Annotated in this window: 15 protein-coding genes, 1 tRNA gene and 1 other RNA gene; 4 read left to right on the forward strand and 13 right to left on the reverse strand. The window is 66.9% G+C overall.

All coding sequences use genetic code 11. The features are described from left to right. Positions 1–2: 2 nt before the first annotated feature. The 10 genes from VMT65_RS21755 to VMT65_RS21800 all read right to left on the reverse strand — a co-directional run bounded on the left by VMT65_RS21755 (position 3) and on the right by VMT65_RS21800 (position 9,339). Entirely contained in the window at positions 3–1,616 is a 1,614-nt protein-coding gene (locus tag VMT65_RS21755) for an ABC transporter substrate-binding protein (RefSeq protein WP_326310142.1), read from the reverse strand. After that, positions 1,613–2,683, reverse strand: a complete 1,071-nt coding sequence (locus VMT65_RS21760) for an LLM class flavin-dependent oxidoreductase (RefSeq protein ID WP_326310143.1) — start codon at positions 2,681–2,683, stop codon at positions 1,613–1,615. Before VMT65_RS21760 ends, VMT65_RS21755 begins: the two co-directional genes overlap by 4 nt. Before the next feature lie 3 nt (positions 2,684–2,686). Then, positions 2,687–3,667, reverse strand: a complete 981-nt coding sequence (locus tag VMT65_RS21765; protein ID WP_326310144.1) for a transporter substrate-binding domain-containing protein — start codon at positions 3,665–3,667, stop codon at positions 2,687–2,689. A 27-nt stretch (positions 3,668–3,694) separates the two neighbouring features. Beyond that, positions 3,695–4,459, reverse strand: coding sequence for an amino acid ABC transporter ATP-binding protein (locus VMT65_RS21770; protein WP_326310145.1), 765 nt, complete (start codon positions 4,457–4,459; stop codon positions 3,695–3,697). Then, positions 4,456–5,388 carry an amino acid ABC transporter permease gene (locus tag VMT65_RS21775; RefSeq protein WP_326310146.1) on the reverse strand — a complete coding sequence of 311 codons (933 nt, stop codon included), beginning with the start codon at positions 5,386–5,388 and terminating at the stop codon, positions 4,456–4,458. The genes VMT65_RS21770 and VMT65_RS21775 overlap by 4 nt, the downstream gene beginning before the upstream one ends. A 45-nt stretch (positions 5,389–5,433) precedes the next feature. Continuing rightward, a complete protein-coding gene (locus VMT65_RS21780) occupies positions 5,434–6,006 on the reverse strand; it encodes a flavin reductase family protein (protein ID WP_326310147.1) in 573 nt (190 codons plus the stop codon). Positions 6,007–6,123: 117 nt separating this feature from the next. Beyond that, positions 6,124–6,849, reverse strand: coding sequence for a hypothetical protein (locus VMT65_RS21785; protein ID WP_326310148.1), 726 nt, complete (start codon positions 6,847–6,849; stop codon positions 6,124–6,126). A 229-nt stretch (positions 6,850–7,078) separates the two neighbouring features. Then, positions 7,079–7,789: a hypothetical protein gene (locus VMT65_RS21790; RefSeq protein ID WP_326310149.1), complete on the reverse strand. Its 711-nt coding sequence runs from the start codon at positions 7,787–7,789 to the stop codon at positions 7,079–7,081. A 158-nt stretch (positions 7,790–7,947) separates the two neighbouring features. Next, positions 7,948–8,643: a hypothetical protein gene (locus VMT65_RS21795; protein ID WP_326310150.1), complete on the reverse strand. Its 696-nt coding sequence runs from the start codon at positions 8,641–8,643 to the stop codon at positions 7,948–7,950. A gap of 117 nt (positions 8,644–8,760) precedes the next feature. Next, a complete protein-coding gene (locus VMT65_RS21800) occupies positions 8,761–9,339 on the reverse strand; it encodes an HhH-GPD-type base excision DNA repair protein (RefSeq protein ID WP_326310151.1) in 579 nt (192 codons plus the stop codon). Between the two features lie 158 nt (positions 9,340–9,497). Between VMT65_RS21800 and VMT65_RS21805 the strand changes: the two genes are divergently transcribed. Beyond that, complete coding sequence (locus VMT65_RS21805; RefSeq protein ID WP_326310152.1) at positions 9,498–10,304, forward strand: methyltransferase domain-containing protein; 807 nt, start codon at positions 9,498–9,500, stop codon at positions 10,302–10,304. A 61-nt stretch (positions 10,305–10,365) separates the two neighbouring features. Here the strand turns inward: VMT65_RS21805 and VMT65_RS21810 are convergent, their stop codons facing one another. Together VMT65_RS21810 and ffs are read right to left on the reverse strand one after the other, a co-directional pair. Next, complete coding sequence (locus VMT65_RS21810; RefSeq protein WP_326310153.1) at positions 10,366–11,655, reverse strand: aminotransferase class I/II-fold pyridoxal phosphate-dependent enzyme; 1,290 nt, start codon at positions 11,653–11,655, stop codon at positions 10,366–10,368. 128 nt (positions 11,656–11,783) lie between these two features. Then, an RNA gene (gene ffs / locus VMT65_RS21815) (signal recognition particle sRNA small type) lies at positions 11,784–11,878 on the reverse strand. Between the two features lie 99 nt (positions 11,879–11,977). Between ffs and VMT65_RS21820 the strand changes: the two genes are divergently transcribed. Together VMT65_RS21820 and VMT65_RS21825 are read left to right on the forward strand one after the other, a co-directional pair. Then, on the forward strand, positions 11,978–13,027 hold the full coding sequence (locus VMT65_RS21820) for a hypothetical protein (RefSeq protein WP_326310154.1): 1,050 nt from the start codon (positions 11,978–11,980) through the stop codon (positions 13,025–13,027). Between the two features lie 77 nt (positions 13,028–13,104). Next, positions 13,105–13,190, forward strand: a tRNA-Ser gene (locus tag VMT65_RS21825). 42 nt (positions 13,191–13,232) lie between these two features. Here VMT65_RS21825 and VMT65_RS21830 read toward each other — a convergent pair. Then, complete coding sequence (locus VMT65_RS21830) at positions 13,233–14,663, reverse strand: WS/DGAT domain-containing protein (protein ID WP_326310155.1); 1,431 nt, start codon at positions 14,661–14,663, stop codon at positions 13,233–13,235. Positions 14,664–14,761: 98 nt separating this feature from the next. Here VMT65_RS21830 and qcrB point away from each other — a divergent pair, with 98 nt between their 5' ends. Next, positions 14,762–16,417, forward strand: coding sequence for a cytochrome bc1 complex cytochrome b subunit (qcrB, locus tag VMT65_RS21835; protein ID WP_326310156.1), 1,656 nt, complete (start codon positions 14,762–14,764; stop codon positions 16,415–16,417). The last annotated feature ends 12 nt before the right edge of the window (positions 16,418–16,429 follow it).

Genomic DNA, 16,429 nt, shown 5'->3' on the forward strand with positions numbered 1-16,429 from the left:
GATCACCGCTTCAGCCAGGTGTCGTGGAACTGGAGGCGGGCCGAGGCCTCGAACTTCACCCCGGCGACGTTCTTACCGACGCCGATGGCCTGAGACAGTTCGATGGTGGGTATCCACAGGCCCTGGTCCAGGACCGCGGACTGGGCGTCGCCGATGACCTTGGCGCGGGCGGCCGGGTCGGTGGCCGAAAGCTGCTGGGACAGCAGGCTGTCCAGGGGTTCGGCGGGGCCGCGCGCGTTCAGGTTGCGCTGGTCGACGGCGAAGGTGGTGCGCAGGATGTCGCCGTCGGCGCGGGTCGAGTTGTAGTAGTCGAAGTCGAAGTCCTTGTTGTTCTGGCGCACATTGGATTCCGCGACCGACAGCGGCTCCAGCCGCAGATCGAAGCCGACGGCCCGCAACTGCTGCTGGGTCAGCTCGAGAATCGCCTGGTTGCCCGCGAAGACCGGCGCGAAGATGACGCTCGCGGCCAAGCGCTGTCCGTCCTTGACGCGAATGCCATCCGCGCCGGGCACCCAGCCCGCCTGATCGAGCAGTTTCTTGGCGGCCTCGGGGTCGTACTTCACGCGGGCCGAAAGATCCACGTAGCCAGGAGTTTTGGAAGCCAGGACGCTGGTGGCCACCTTGAACTGCGGACCCAGGACGGTGTCCACGAGTTCCTTGCGGTTGATGGCGGGCACCAGCGCCGCCCGGACCGCGGCGTCGCGCAGCGGTCCGCGGGTCACATTCACCTGCAGGCCGAAGGGCACGCCCGGATTGGCGGTGAACTGCACCCGGCCGCCGCCCGATTCGATCTGCGGAACATCCTGCGGCAGCGCGTCACTGATGGCATCGAGCTGGCCGGAGGCGAGACTGCCGGTGCGGACCCCGGATTCGGGGACCACGGTGAACACGATCTTGTCCAGGTACGCCTCACCCTGCGAGGCGAAAACCGCGGAGCCCCAGGCGTATCCGCTGCGCTTGGACAGCGTCGCCGAGGCGTTCTGCTTCCACTCGGTGTAGGTGAAGGGGCCGCTGCCGATATTGGTCCCCACGCAGCGCTCGTCGGCCGTTTTCGCGACCGTGGCGTCGGACTGGATACCGAGCTGCGGGGTCGAGGTGGCCTGCAGGAATTGGGCATTGGGGCCGCTGAAGTCCACCCGCACGGTATGCGGGTCCACCACGGTGCTGCCGGTGTAACCGGCCAGGTAGCTCGCGCCCAGCGGAGCCTTCGCACCGCCCAGCGCCACGATGGAGTCGAAGTTCTTGCGCACCGAGTCCGCGGTCAGCGGCGTGCCGTCGCTGAATGTGATGCCGTCGCGCAGATGGAAGGTGAAGGATTTGGCGTCCGGGGAGACGGTCCAGCTGTCGGCCAGCCACGGCTTCAGCGCGCCGGTCTCCGGATCCTGATCGACCAGTGAATCCACGATCTGGCGGGTCACGTAGATGGTCTGATTGGTCGCCGACTGCGCGGGATCCGAGCAGGTCGGGGCGAGCGACAGGCCGTAGCGCAGGGTGCCGCCGGTCTGGGGCGGACCCGACGGTTCGCCGTTCCCGCCCCCGTTGTCCCCGCCGCCACCGCAGGCGGCGAGGGTGAACGCGGCGGCGACCGCGCCGGTCAACGCGAGGGAACGTCTCATCGGGGATCTCCGGAGGGGTAGCGGTCGGCGCCGAGCGGACGGCTCGGAATGCGTTGGCGCAGTGCGGGAGCGACCTCGGCCTGGAAGAGTTCGAGGCTGTCGCGGTGCTGCGTCTCGGTGCGGCCGTCGGCGTCCGCGCTCAGGTGGATCACCTCGTGGCCGAAGCGCTCGTGGTAGCGGCTCACCTTGTCCAGCACCTGTTCGGGACTGCCGATCAGCGCCGACGAGCGGGCGGCGAAGTCCTCGACGCTCTCGAACACGATGGGCACGTTGAACTTTCGCGCCACCGCCAGCCGCGCCTCGAAGATCGGGCGGTACAGGTCGAGGGCCTGCTGCGAGGTGCGGGTCACCAGGAAGCCCGCGGTGCCCGCGCCCACCAGCGCCTGCGCCGGGTCGTGGCCGTAGGCCGCCCAGCGCTCACGGTAGTGGTCGATCAACTCCGCGTACGGCTCGATCGGATAGGTGACATTGGCGGAGAACAGCGGATCACCGTGTCGCGCCGCGTAATCCGCCGATTCCCGGCTGGTGGCGCTGCCGTGCCAGATGCGCAGGCGCGGCTGCAGCGGCCGGGGCAGCGCCTTGGCCTCGGTCAGCGACGGTCGGAAACGCCCCTCCCAGGTGACGCTGTCGCTCTCCCACAGCTTGCGGAACAGCTCGTAGCCCTCGCGATTGCGGTCCCACTGGTCCTCGGTGGTGACGTGGAACAGCTTGGCCTGGGCCGCGCCATTGCCCTTGCCGATGATCAGTTCCAGGCGACCGTCGGAGAGATTGTCCAGGGTCGAGTAGTCCTCGAAGGCACGCACCGGATCCAACAGGCTCAGCGTGGTGACCCCGGTGAACAGGGCCAGGCGCGAAGTGACCGCGGCGATGTGGCTGAGCACCACCGGCGGCGCGGCGGAGATGAACGGGTCCTCGTGCCGCTCCCCCACCGCGAAGCCGTCATAGCCGAGTTCCTCGGCCAGCCGGGCGCTGTCGACCACCCGGCGCAAACGCTGTCGGGGCGATTCGGTGGTGCCCGTCACCGGGTCGGGGGTGTGCGTGATCAGGGTCAGCAGCAGGAATTTCACCGCTCATCCCTTCTTCTTGGGCAGGCCGGGCGGATTGATGCGCGACTGCTTCACGGCCTCGCCGCCCAGGCCCCAGCGGTCCAGGACCTTCTGGTAGGTGCCGTGGTCGATGGCGTACTGGATGGCCTGCTGCACGGCGCCGATCAGGCCGTTGTCCTTGCGGGTCAGCGCGGCGATCTCGGCCTGCAGGGCGTCACCCGCGCCGGACCAGGTGGTGAGCACCTTGGTGCCGGTGGTCGCCGAGTGGTACTGGGCCGACGGGTTGGGGCCGACGTAGCCGTCGATGCGATTCGAGGACAGCGCCAGGTAGTAGTCCGAGGGCTGCTGGTAGTAGGCCAGTTCCAGCTTGGGTAGCCCCTCGGCCACGTTCTGGTCGTTCCAGGCCACCAGCAGCTGCTCCTGATTGGTGCCGGAGGTGACGCCGATCTTCTTGCCCGCCAGCGACTTCCGGTCCTGATAGGTCCAGGTGGAATCCTTGGGCACCTCGAGCGCGATATTGTCCAGGCGGTAGGTGGCGAAGTCGTACTTCTCCTTGCGCTCCTCGGTGACCGTGGCATTGGAGACGAACAGGTCCGCCTCGCCGGAGTCGATCTTCACGAAGTTCTGCGCCCAGTCGCCATTGCGGCGGTCCACCTTCAGGCCCAGGATGTCGCCGATCAGGATGGACAGGTCCACTTCGGAACCCACGATGGTGCGGTCGTCGGTGGCGTAGAAGCCCAGCGGCGGTGTCGCGCCGATGGTGCCGGTGACCACCAGCGTGCCGCGGTCGCGAATGGCCTGCGGGACCTGCGCGGCAATGGCATCCACCTTGTCGGCGTGCACGCGCCCGGCCTGCTCCGGCGACAGATCGTAGGTCAGACCGTTCACGCTGCGGGTGCTCTCCGCGCCGCCGTCGCCCTTGCCGGAGCACCCGCCCACCAACAGGCTCAGCAGGGTGACGGCGATCAAGGCGCTGGTCCGTCTGCGACGGCTCGCCAGAGACATGGGCGGATTCCTTACTAATCGGGGACGTCAGAGAACGTGTGCGAGAAAGGCTTTGGTGCGCGGATGCTCCGGGCTGTCCAGCACCCGGGCGGGTGGACCCTGTTCGACAATGCGGCCCGCGTCCATGAGCACCACGGTGTCGGCGACCTCGCGGGCGAAACCGACCTCGTGGGTGACGATCACCAGCGTGGACCCGCCGCGCGCCAAATCCTTGATGACATCGAGGACCTCGCCGACCAGCTCCGGATCGAGCGCGGAGGTGGGCTCGTCGAACAACACCACCTCGGGCCGCAGGGCCAGGGCCCGGGCGATCGCCACGCGCTGCTGCTGCCCGCCCGAGAGACGGCTCGGATACTCATCGGCCTTGTCCGCCAGGCCGACTCGCGCCAACAGCTCCAGCGCCTCGGCATTCACCTCGCCCTTGGGGCGGCGTTGCGTGGCCACCGGGGCGAGCGCCACATTCTCCCGAACCGTCAGGTGCGGAAAGAGATTGAAGTTCTGGAAGACGAATCCGATACGGGCCCGCTGCCGCAGGATCTCCCGCTCGTGCAGCTCGTAGAGCTTGTTGCCCTTGCGGCGATAGCCGACCAGCTCGCCGCCGACCCGCACGGTGCCGCCGTCCACCTGCTCGAGGTGGTTGATGGTGCGCAGCAGCGTCGACTTGCCGGAACCGGAGGGGCCCAGGATGACCGTGACCTCACCGGGCCGGACCGCCAGATCGATGCCGGAGAGCACCTCGTTGCGGCCGAACGACTTTCGGACACCGCGCAATTCGATCGCGAACTCGCTCATCGGCGGTCACCGCCCTGCACGGCGGAACCCCGCGCACGGTCGCCCTTCGAGTAATGCCGCTCGATGTAGAACTGAATGACGCTCAGCACGGTGGTGAGCAGGATGTACCAGACCGTCGCCACCATGAGCAGCGGCACCACCCGGCCATTTCGGCCGTAGATCACCTGCACCTGATAGAACAGCTCCGCGATGGCCATGACCGAGACGATCGAGGTGCCCTTGAACAGGCTGATCACCTCATTGGCGGCATTCGGCAGAATCCCGCGCATGGCCTGCGGCACCACAATGGTGAAGAACTGGCGTCGCCACGGCAGGCCCAGCGACCGCGCCGCCTCCCACTGCCCCTGATCCACCGAAATGATCCCGGCCCGAATGATTTCCGCCGAATACGCGGCCTGATGCAGGGCCAGGCCGATGACGGCGGCGGTGAATCCGCTGATCACCCCATTGGTCTGGAAACGCACGACCTCCGGCCCGAAGGGAATGCCCAGCGACAGCGTTTTGTACAGATACGCCAGGTTGAACCAGAACAGCAATTGCACGATCAGGGGAATCGAGCGGAAGGCCCAGATATAGGTCCACGAAATCGCGCGCAGCACCGGACTTTTCGACAGTCGGCCGATGGCCAGCCACACGCCCAGAAAGAATCCGAGCAGGGTGCCCCAGAAGGTCAGTTCCAGGGTCACCTTCAGCGCCGACAACACCGACTTGGCGGTGAAGTACTGCGCGAAGGTGCCCCAGTCCCATCCGGCATTGGTGATCAGCCCGTGCGCGAACTGCGCGACCAGCACCAATGCCACGGCGGCCGTGGCCCAGCGCCACGGATGCCGGGTCCGGACAATCGGCAGATCACCGTCCTCGCGCTCGGTTGTCGCCACCGAGTCTTCGGTGGACGGCGCTGCCTGCGCGGATGCCGCCAGGGTGCTCATGAAACCGACGATACGAAGCCCCGCCGCCACTGTCGCCGGTCCCGATCAGGCTGAATTCAATTGACCGACAGGTGATTTCCCCTCGAACGCGCGGAAAATACTCCGGTGGAAGACCAGCGGCTCCGAGTCGGAACTCACGCTGACCCGATGCACCCGCAACAGCACGACGGCATGGTCCCCCGCCGGAACCTGCTCGTGCACCGAGGTCTCCAACCAGGCGGTGGCCCCGCCCACGAAGGCCGCGTTCCCATTGCCGGTATGCAACTCGACATTGCGGAACCGATCCCCGCGCCGCGAACTCAAACTCCGCGCCGCCGGTTCCTGCTCACTGCTGAGCAGACTCAACCCCAACCGGGAGGCCTGCTCCAGCCGCGGCCAGGTCTCCGAGGTGTACTGAATGCAGATCGACACCAGCGGCGGATCCAGCGACACCGGCACAAAAGTACTGGCCACCAGGCCGTACGGCGTCCCGCCAATACGCGCGCAGACCGCCACCACCCCGCTGGGGAAGTGCGCGAAGGTGCGTCGCAGATCGGCTCCGTCGACGGGAGCAAGCGCGGCAGCCGCGCCGTGAATCGGGGATATCTTGCCCAGAGACTCAGTGGTCAGCTCGCCCATTACCCGAGTCCAGCACCGGCCCCCACGCGGCGACAGGATTGGGCTCACACCGATTGCAAACGAACCCCCGCGCGACGGGTGTCGAGCGGGGGTTCGATGCGCGCGTGGAACGCGGAATTACTTGGGCACGTTCAGCGTCGGCTGGTTGATCGTGACGAAGTAGTTGTAGGCGGCGGCGATGGCGATCGGGGCGGTCACGAAGAGCTGACCGGCGATGGTGCCCAGGAAGCCGACGGCGGCCATGCCGCCGATGCAGCCGATCACACCGGCGGGCAGGAACGGACCGAACAGGCCGACAATGGTGGCCGAGGCGACACCCGCGCCCACGATCGCGCCCAGCGCGCATCCGACGGCCGCGCCGCCGATGCCGCCGACCAGGGTGCCGATGGTGGCACCGGTGGAGATGGTGTCGCGCATACGGTTCCAGGCGGCCTGCTCACGGTCGTAGTCCGACTTCCAGGGCGCCTGATCCTCGTAGGGCAGGTTGACATCCTGGGCCTGGGCGACCGGCTTGTAGGTCGCGTGGTCCATATCGACCTGCGGGGTCAGGGTGGCGGTGTGGTCGGAGATGTTCGCGGCGATCGGGAATTCGAAATCGTCGATGTGGATGCTCAGCGGCATACCGGCCACGACGGTGCCATTGGCGGCCTTGATCTCGAAATTGCCGTTCTCGACGACCATGGAACCGGCATCCGTGCGGATGATGGTGCTGGAGTCGGAGGTGGTGGCGGTGTAGTCGATCACGCCGTTGTCGGCGGCGGGAGCCGCGTTCACGGTACCGGCGGTGACGCCCATGGCCGTGATCACCAGCGCCGCGGTCGCGGCGAAATTCTTGAAGCGCATGAAATTTCGTTCCCTCATCAGACGGTCCGCCAGATATGGACCGGACCGCATGATCGAAACGGTCCGACGCGAACGAAGTATGTCCCAAAGGTACCGATTCGGTGAACACTTTCGGGGGAGCAATCAGCCCGACATTGGGAAACCCGCCCGATCATTCGATCGAGCGGGCTGTCCCGATGAGGTGATGCTGATTCTATAGAGCCCCTTGCTCTTTCAGTCGGTCGCGGTATTACTTGGGCGCGACGACGTGCGGCTGGTTGATGGTGGTGAAGTACTGGATCGCGGCGGCGATGGCCACCGGAGCCGTGATGAACAGCTGGCCCGCGATGGTGCCCAGGAAGCCGACGGCACCCGCGCCGACGAGGCAGCCGATGATCGGACCCGCGCCGAACAGGGTGGCGAGCACACCGGTGGACAGAGCGCCGACGCCGAAGCCCAGCACGCAGCCGACGGCCGCGGCACCCAGGCCACCGACCAGGGTCGCGATGGTCGCGCCCAGGGAGATGGTGTCCTTCATGCGGTTCCAGGCGGCCTGCTCACGGTCGTAATCCGACTTCCACGGAGCCTGATCCTCGTACGGCAGTGCGACATCCTTGGCGACCGGCGCGTAGGTCGCGTGGTCCATGTCGTACTGCGGGGTCAGGGTCGCGGTGTGGTCGGCGATCTCCGCGGCGATCGGGAACTCGAAGTCGTCCACCCGGAACTTCAGCGGCATCCCGGCGACAACGTTGCCGTTGGCGGCCTTGATCTCGAAGTTGCCGTTCTCCACGACCAGCGAACCGGCATCCGTGCGGATGACCGTGTTGGTCTCGGTGGCGGTGGCGGTGTAGTTGATCGGCGCGTTGGCGTCCGCGGCGGGCGCGGCGTTCACGGTACCGGCGGTCACGCCGAGCGCGGCGACGACCAGGGCGGACACCGCGGTGAATTTCTTGAGACGCATGTGTTTTGGAGATCTCTCTTCAGATGAGCAGATGCGTCCCAGGGGAACATTGTCAGGTGTCTCCCCTGGGACGCTGTGATGGAAACCCGCCTTTACAAACGCAATGTGGCAGGCGGGTTCCCCGCGGATGAACCTTTGCCCATCGGTTGCCGTAATTCTTACTTGGCGGCGTTGAACGGCTGGTTGATGGTCGTGAAGTATTGCGCCGCAGCGGCAATCGCCACCGGCGCGGTCACGAACAGCTGACCCGCGATGGTGCCCAGGAAGCCGACGGTGGACGCGCCGACGACGCAGCCCAGCAGCGGGCCCGCACCGAACAGGGCCAGCAGCGCACCGGTCGCGGTCAGGCCGACCGCCGCACCCGCGGCGCAGCCCAGAGCCGCACCACCGAGGCCACCGACCAGCGTACCGACGGTCGCACCCAGCGAGATGGTGTCGCGCAGGCGGTTCCACGCGGCCTGTTCCCGGTCGTACTGGGTCTTCCAGGGCGCCTGATCCTCGTACGGCAGCGCGACCGGCTTGTACACGGCGTGCGATTCGTCGAGTTGCGGGGTCAGGGTGGCGGTGCGGTCGGAGATATCGGCCGCGATCGGGAACTCGAAATCATCGACCCGGAACTTCAATTCCGTGCCCGCGACCGTGGTTCCATTGGCCGCCTTGATCTTCAGCACGCCATCCTCGACCACCAGCGAACCGGCGTCGGTGCGAATGATCGCGCCGGTATCGGTGACCTGGCCGGTGTAATTGATGGCACCGCCGTCGGCCGGGGCCGGTCCGGCGTACGCCGTCCCCGCCGTCACGCCGGTCGCCGCGATCACCAAGGCCGCGATTCCGGCGAATTTCCTCATCTTCATTCTGGTACTGCTTCCCACTGCCGCGAACTGATCTGTCGGCGGCAAGCATTAAGCAACCCCTCAGGATTCTGGAGGTTAAAAACCAGCTTGATTCTGGCGGCCGGGGCCGAACGGGTATTACTGCGCCTTGGCGGCCGCCTTGGCCTGTTTCTTGAATTCCCGCACCTGCGTGAGGGATTCGGCGTCGGTGACGTCCGCGACCGAGCGCCGCGAGCCGTCCTCGCCGTACGCGCCCGCCGCCTCGCGCCACCCCGCCGCGGTCAACCCGCGCTGTTTACCCAAGAGCGCCAAGAAGATTCGAGCCTTCTGATCGCCGAACCCGGGCAACTTCTTGATCCGCTTCAGCACTTCCTTGCCGTCCGGATCGCCCTCGGTCCACAACGCCGAGGTATTGCCGTCGTAGTTCTCCACAATGTAGCGGGCCAGTTCCTGCACCCGACGCCCCATGGAACGCCCGTAACGATGGATGGCGGGCGGGGTCGCGGCCAGCTCCTCGAATTCCTCGGGATCGGCGGCGGCGATCTTGTGAATATCGAAGCCGCCCATTCGGTCGGCGAGTTTCCAGGGCCCGCGGAATGCGTGCTCCATGGGGAACTGCTGATCCAGCATCATTCCGACCAAGAGGGCGAAATCATCGGTCGAAAGCAGCTCGTCGGCATCGGATTCCTGCGCAATACACAGCGTGCGGCTCACCATGCCTCGATCATCCCATTACCCGTGCGTCACCGTGACACGGGTCACCCCGGAGGCCACGAAAGGGCTAGGCTTCGGCCATGCCCGACACCATGGCTAATTCTTCAGTACGAATCGCGTCACACCCCGACGCCGCATCGCTGGAGCGCAGCGGAGGCGCAATGGACCCAGCCGGACTACGACCGGACCGTTTCGACCGCGCTGGACAAGATCAGCTCGTCGACGTCAACGATCTGCAGGCGGCCCTGCCGGGCATCCGGCGGCTGCGGGCCTGGGCCCACGACGCCCTGGCCACCCAACCCGGCGAGAGCGCCATCGACATCGGATCCGGCACCGGGTCGGAGGTGTTGACCCTGGCCGCCAAGGTCGGGCCCACCGGGACCGCGCTCGGCGTCGAACCCGATCCGGACCTGCTGCTGGCCGCCGAACGCCGCGCCGCGCAGGCCGGATCCACCGCCACCTTCGTCAGCGGTGACGCCTACGGCCTGCCCGTCGGGAGCGAGAGCTTCGATGTGGCGCTGTGCGAGCGCGTCTTCGGGCATCTGACCGCCCCCGCCCGCGCGGCCGGTGAGATCGCCCGCGTGCTGCGCCCCGGCGGGCGCGTGGTGGTCATGGACTCCGACTGGGGCACGGCCATCGTGCATCCCGGCGACCGGCACGTGGTGCACGAGGTCATCGAGACCATGATCGCGGGCACCACCAACCCCTTCGCGGGCCGCCGCCTGGCCGGGCAGCTCACCCAGGCCGGACTGGTCGTGGACGATATCGGCTCGCACGCGCTCATTCAGGATGGCGGGGTCGGCGCGGGCGCGCTGGTCGCCCGCGTGGCCGACCGGGCCGTCGCGCGCGGTTCGATCACCGAACGACAGCGCGACCAACTGCTCGCGGACCTGGAGGCCGGTGCGGCCAGCGGCGACATCCACCTGTCGGTGACGATCTTCGCGGTCCTGGCCCACAAGCCGTTCTGATCCCAAAAGACAAGAGGCGCGCACCGTTTCGGGGTGCGCGCCTCTTATTTCTTTGAATCCCTTACAGGTTCATCAACTTCTCGGAGGCCGCCAGCAGGACGCAGGTGGCCAGGCCGTCCATCGCCTTCTCCAGCTCCGCCGTGGACGGGAAGCTGGGCGCGATGCGAATGTTCTTGTCCTCCGGGTCCTTTCCGTATGGATAGGACGCACCGGCCGGGGTCAGCGCGATGCCCGCGTCCTTGGCCAGCGCCACCACCTTGCTCGCGGTGCCCTCCAGCACATCGAGGCTGATGAAGTAGCCGCCCTTGGGCTCGGTCCAGGACGCCACCTTGGACGCGCCCAGCCGATCCTCCAGAATCCGCAGCACCAGTTTGAATTTCGGCTCCAGGATGGCGCGGTGGCGCTGCATGTGCGCCCGCACCCCCTCCGCGTCCTTGAAGAAGCGCAGGTGCCGCAGCTGGTTCACCTTGTCCGGGCCGATGGTCTTCTTGCCCAGATGCTTCAGATACCACTCCACATTGGCGGTGGAGGACCCGAAGAAGCTCACGCCCGCGCCCGCGAAGGTGATCTTCGAGGTGGAGGCGAGCACGAACGGGCGGTTCGGGTGCCCGGCCGCGGCGGCCAGGCCCAGCACGTCCACCACCGGGTCGGCGGTCTCGGTGAGCGGGTGCACCGCGTAGGCGTTGTCCCACATGAGCCGGAAGTCCGGTGCCGCCGTGGGCATCGAAACGAGTTCCCGGACAACGGCTTCGGAGAAACTGATGCCGGTGGGGTTGGAGTAGTTGGGCACCGCCCACATGCCCTTGATGCTGGGGTCGGAGGCGACCAGCTCCGCGATCAGGTGGACATCGGGGCCGTCGCCCTTCATGGGGATCGGGATCATCTCGAAGCCGAGCGCCTCGGTGATGGCGAAGTGGCGGTCGTAACCCGGGACCGGACACAGGAACTTGAGCGCCGGCTCGTCGATCCAGCGGCGCACCGAATCCGCGTTGCCGTACAGCATGGAGAACGTGAGCAGATCGTTCATGATCTCGAGGCTGGCGTTGTTGCCCGCCAGCAGGTTCGACACCGGAATGCCGAGCAGCTCACCGAAAATGGCGCGCAGCTCCGGCAGGCCGTGCAGGCCACCGTAATTGCGGACATCGGTGCCATTGGCGTCCCGGTAGTCGGCGGTGCCCGGCAGCTCGAGGAGTCCCTGCGAGAGATCCAGCTGCTCGGGCGATGGCTTACCCCTCGTAATGTCCAGCGTCAGCTTCTCGGTCTTGAGCTTCGCGTAGTTCGCGGTCTGCGTCTCGTGTTCCGTCACGAGTTCCGCATGGCTCATCAAACCGAATTGCGTCTGCCGAGGCATCTGACAGCCTTTCCAAGGGCGTGGGTGTGTGTCGAGGGTTGCGCTCCGCGCGAACCCAACCGCCCACGTTACTAGCAGGCCACTCCGATTCGGCAGCGATATACGCCAGTCCACGGTGCCCACAAAAAGAAAGGGGACCCAGCGCACCCGGCAGAGCCCGTTGACCCTTGCTGCCTTCCGGCCCTGGGGGAGTTCACAGGATGCGCGCCGCGCTGGATCCGTCGGCCAGTGTAGCGGCTCACCGAGACCCGTGCCGCCGGGGGTCGATACGATGCCTGCGATATGCGGGGTCTCCCGCTCATTTCCGGAGGGGAAAGATCACATGACGAGTTCCGAACCAGGACCGGGCGGGCCACACGACCCGGCGAAAGCCCAGGAGACCGCGCAGTGGTGGGCCACCCCGCCCACCGGAACCGATCCCGGCCAACCGGTTCAGGGCGCGGACCCGACCATGCTCAACTACGCGGCCGGGGGTATGCCGCCGTACACCCCACCCGCCCAGGCCATTCCGCCCGCGCAGTCCGGCGGCGGCTATCCGCAGCAGCCGATGACCGGCGGCTACGGCCAGCCGGTGTCCGGCGGTTACCCGCAGCAGCAGTACCCGCCGCAGCAGCAATTCGCCCCGCAGCAGCAGTACGCCCCGACGCCCCCGGTCGCGCCCGCCTACGGCTACGTCGCGCCGCCGCCGCGTTCCGGTGGCAACAAGACCGGCTGGATCGTCGGCGGCGTCATCGGCCTGGTGGTGATCATCGGCGTGATCATCGGCGCGGTCGCGCTCAGCGGCGGCAGCTCCCCGCTCGGTGACGACAAGAAGAAGAATGCCGGGAAGTACACCATGGACGGTGTCACCAACGGCTGCAGCGTGATCGACACCTCGGCGCTGAGCAAGTTCGCCGCCAACTCCAAGGGCGCCCCCGAGCATTCCGAGACCAAGCCCACCGATTACTCGGGTGGCCGCTTCGAATGCCGCGCGGGCAACGAGGAGACCACCAAGCCCGACAAATACGGTTCCACCGACACCAACACCGCCGACCTGACCCTCGACGTGTCCTTCCTGAGCGGTTCCTCCAGCGCGTACAACCGCCCGGAATACGACATCTGGAAGACCTCCGACACCGGCACCACCGGCAGCGGCCGCACCTCGGGTGACCTGACCGGCATCGGCGAGGCCGGCTACTGGGTGTCCAAGTCCGACGACTACACCTACTTCACCACCACCGACTACACCTGCGCGGTCAAGGACGACAATGCCTCGGTCAAGATCGAGCTCCGCCTGACCATGTACAAGGGCAAGACCGTCAGCACCGACGACCTCGCCCAGACCTGCAAGGACCAGACCCGCAAGGCGCTGGACAACATCAAGAAGAAGTGAGCCCGAATTCGCCGGAGAAGCAGCCGCCGACCACGGCATTTGCTTCTACCAGGGGTGCACCCGGTATATTGCTCGGCGGAGGATTCGCCTAGTGGCCTATGGCGCTCGCCTGGAACGCGGGTTGGGTTAACAGCCCTCAGGGGTTCAAATCCCCTATCCTCCGCTTCGAAGGCCCCGGCCGGACTCAGTCCGGCCGGGGCCTTCGCTATTCGGTCGTGCCGGGTTCCCGCAACGCGGTGCCGGGTGCCCGCAAAGCGGTGGCGACCTCGTCCACGGCGGCCTCCAGCAAACTCGCGTACCGGTCGGGATCGGGCAGCACGGCCGGATCGGCGTGCACGGAGAGGGTGACGGTGTCGCCGAGGCCGTGCAGGCCGTGGGTCAGATGCATGACCGCGCCCAGGGCCGGGAACCCGGCGGTGAATCGCACCGCACCGCCGCCGAACTCGAGATCCGCGGCGCCCCGGTCGACGCTCGACACCACGGTGTGACCCGAAACTCGTTCGGGGAGTATGTCGATCGGCGCGTGAGCCACGTCACGATGGAGCAGCGGGGCGGGCAGGACCGCGGTCACCGCGTCCCGTGCGCCCTGGAGCGGATGCGCGGCACGCTCCCGGCGCGCGGCCAGATCGGCGGCGATGCGGGCGGCCCGGGCGCGCGGGTCCGATGCGGCGACGGCCAGATCCACCGACAGATCGCGGTAGCCATTGCGGCCGACGCCGGTCCCGGCGAACGCCATGGGCACCTGGGCGCGGAGACCGTCGATCGCCTCGCCCGCTTCGCGCAGGTGGCGCTCCAGCGCGATCGACACCGCGGTGAGGAACACAACCGTCACAGAGTGGCCCGGAGCCCGCAGCCGGTCCTTGTCGCACACCAGCATTCGCACGGAGTGCGAGACCGGCGTCGCACCGCCGCCGTTGAGCGCGTTCGGTTGCGTATCCGGTGCGGGTGGCGGCAGCGCACCGGCGGCCGTCAGCTCGGCGAGACGGCGTTGCGCGCGGGCAGCGCCCAATCCGCGAACGACGGTGCGCGCCATACCGATCGGGATTCCAGGTATGGCCATGGTAGCGGAGAGAACGCTCGTAATCGATTCCCCAATCGCATCGGGCACCAACCGGCGGATGAACGGCGTAGTTCGGGCCTTACCCGACGCTGCCGGAAATTCGCTATGCCCGAACAACTCTCGTGCGATGACGGCCGCGCGACGCCCGTCGGCCAGGGCGTGGGATAGCTGGAGCACCGCTACCAGCGCGGACTCGCCGGCAGCAAAACCCGGGGCGTCCCGGACATTTCGGAAGACGTGCAGCCGCCAGGGGCGATCCTCGGCGCGCAGACCGGTGCCGACCAGGCCGCCCACGGCGGCGGTGACATTCGCCCATGTCGCCGCCGCCAGTTCATGATCGACGAACTGGTCATTCGTGAATTCGCAAGGTGCCCAAATCGGATACGCAAGGTTCGCAGGAGTGTCCAGCACGTGTATCAGCAAATCCGGAACATGCTCGACCCGCTTCGCTACGGCCGCCCGCAGCCGCTCCGCATCGCTGCCAACGTCGACAAAGCAGTAGAGCAGGAACAGGTCGTTGGGCGTGCGCGCGGACAGCCAGTACATGGCGGCGTCCCGGGCGGCGAGGGAATTCACCCCGAGCACCCTAACGAAACGCCCTACGGCGCACTGGCTCTGGGTGCTACCGTTTGTAGTAGAAGCCAATCACTGTCCCGGGGGCGGGTGAGACGCATATGGCATCCAAACTGGCGATTCAGGCCAATGAGGCCGACGAGCGGTACCAAGGTGCCGCATTCCTGAAAAGATCCATCAACAAGGTCTTTCCGACCCACTGGTCGTTCCTGCTCGGCGAAATAGCGCTCTACAGCTTCATCATTCTGCTGCTCTCCGGCGTCTATTTGACCTTGTATTTCGATCCGTCCATGCAGGACGTGACCTACAACGGCGCCTATCAACCGCTGCGCGGGGTCACCATGTCCCGGGCATACGAGTCCGCGCTGAATATCTCCTTCGACGTGCGCGGCGGCCTGTTCGTGCGGCAGGTACACCATTGGGCCGCACTGCTGTTCACCGCCTCGATGATCGTCCACATGTGCCGGATCTTCTTCACCGGCGCGTTCCGCAAGCCGCGCGAGGCCAACTGGGTGCTCGGCGCGCTGCTGTTCATCATGGCCATGTTCGAGGGCTTCTTCGGCTACTCGCTGCCCGACGACCTGCTCTCGGGCACCGGCCTGCGCGCCGCCTTCGCGGGCATCACCCTGGGCAGTCCGGTCATCGGCACCTGGCTGCACTGGCTCATGTTCGGCGGCGACTTCCCGGGCAACATCATCATTCCGCGCCTCTACATCGCCCACGTGCTGCTGCTGCCGGGAATCATGCTGGCGCTCATCGTGGTTCACATCGCGCTGGTCTGGTACCAGAAGCACACGCAGTACCCGGGTCCCGGACGCACCGAGAAGAATGTCATCGGCACCCGCATCGTGCCGGTCTTCTCGCTGGATCAGGGCGCGTTCTTCGCCTTCACCCTGGCGGTGCTGTCGATCATGGGCGGGGTGCTGCAGATCAATCCGATCTGGAATCTGGGGCCCTACAACCCGTCTCAGGTCTCGGCGGGCACCCAGCCGGACTTCTACATGATGTGGACCGACGGCTTCCTGCGCCTGTTCCCGGCCTGGGAGCTCTACATCTTCGGGCACACCGTGCCGGGCGCGTTCTCGGTGGCGCTGTTCATGCCGCTGATCTTCACGCTGATCATCGCCTACCCCTGGATCGAGAAGCGGCTCACCGGCGATCGGGCCCGGCACAATCTGCTGCAGCGCCCGCGCGATGTGCCGGTGCGCACCTCGATCGGGGCCATGTCGTTGAGCTTCTATCTGATTCTCACGCTGGCCTGCGTCAACGACATCATCGCCTACAAGTTCGACATCTCGCTCAATGCCACCACCTGGGCCTTCCGCATCGCACTGCTGACCGTGCCGCCGCTGGCCTACACCATCGCCTACCGGTTGTGCCTGGGCCTGCAGCGCGGCGATCGCGCGGTGCTCGAGCACGGCATCGAAACCGGTGTGGTGCGGCGACTTCCGCACGGTGAGTACATCGAGATCCATCAGCCGCTGGGGCCGGTGGACGCGCACGGGCATCCGATTCCCCTGGAGTATCAGGGCGCTCGGGTGCCGCGGAAGATGAACGAACTGGGGGTCGCGGGCAGCCCCGGCACGGGTGCGTTCTTCTGGGCGGATCCGCCGCGGGAACGGGAGCTCAACGCCGCCAACGAGCGCGAGGCCGAGCACGCACAGCTGGCGGTGCTGCGGCGGGCACAGGAGGCGGCCATGGGCAATGGCAGTGCCGGCAACGGTCACCCGGGGCATAGCGGAACTTCCGAGCCGTAGCCGCCGTACCGC

The organism is Nocardia sp. CDC153 (assembly GCF_035818515.1).
GTDB lineage: Bacteria > Actinomycetota > Actinomycetes > Mycobacteriales > Mycobacteriaceae > Nocardia.

What these genes read in the sequence shown, in the direction of transcription:
- VMT65_RS21755 (WP_326310142.1), bottom strand. Translation starts at nt 1,616, where the DNA reads ATGAGACGTTCCCTCGCGTTGACCGGCGCGGTCGCCGCCGCGTTCACC.
- VMT65_RS21765 (WP_326310144.1), bottom strand. Translation starts at nt 3,667, where the DNA reads ATGTCTCTGGCGAGCCGTCGCAGACGGACCAGCGCCTTGATCGCCGTC.
- VMT65_RS21770 (WP_326310145.1), bottom strand. Translation starts at nt 4,459, where the DNA reads ATGAGCGAGTTCGCGATCGAATTGCGCGGTGTCCGAAAGTCGTTCGGC.
- VMT65_RS21775 (WP_326310146.1), bottom strand. Translation starts at nt 5,388, where the DNA reads ATGAGCACCCTGGCGGCATCCGCGCAGGCAGCGCCGTCCACCGAAGAC.
- VMT65_RS21780 (WP_326310147.1), bottom strand. Translation starts at nt 6,006, where the DNA reads ATGGGCGAGCTGACCACTGAGTCTCTGGGCAAGATATCCCCGATTCAC.
- VMT65_RS21785 (WP_326310148.1), bottom strand. Translation starts at nt 6,849, where the DNA reads ATGCGCTTCAAGAATTTCGCCGCGACCGCGGCGCTGGTGATCACGGCC.
- VMT65_RS21790 (WP_326310149.1), bottom strand. Translation starts at nt 7,789, where the DNA reads ATGCGTCTCAAGAAATTCACCGCGGTGTCCGCCCTGGTCGTCGCCGCG.
- VMT65_RS21795 (WP_326310150.1), bottom strand. Translation starts at nt 8,643, where the DNA reads ATGAAGATGAGGAAATTCGCCGGAATCGCGGCCTTGGTGATCGCGGCG.
- VMT65_RS21800 (WP_326310151.1), bottom strand. Translation starts at nt 9,339, where the DNA reads ATGGTGAGCCGCACGCTGTGTATTGCGCAGGAATCCGATGCCGACGAG.
- VMT65_RS21805 (WP_326310152.1), top strand. Translation starts at nt 9,498, where the DNA reads ATGGACCCAGCCGGACTACGACCGGACCGTTTCGACCGCGCTGGACAA.
- VMT65_RS21810 (WP_326310153.1), bottom strand. Translation starts at nt 11,655, where the DNA reads ATGCCTCGGCAGACGCAATTCGGTTTGATGAGCCATGCGGAACTCGTG.
- VMT65_RS21820 (WP_326310154.1), top strand. Translation starts at nt 11,978, where the DNA reads ATGACGAGTTCCGAACCAGGACCGGGCGGGCCACACGACCCGGCGAAA.
- qcrB (WP_326310156.1), top strand. Translation starts at nt 14,762, where the DNA reads ATGGCATCCAAACTGGCGATTCAGGCCAATGAGGCCGACGAGCGGTAC.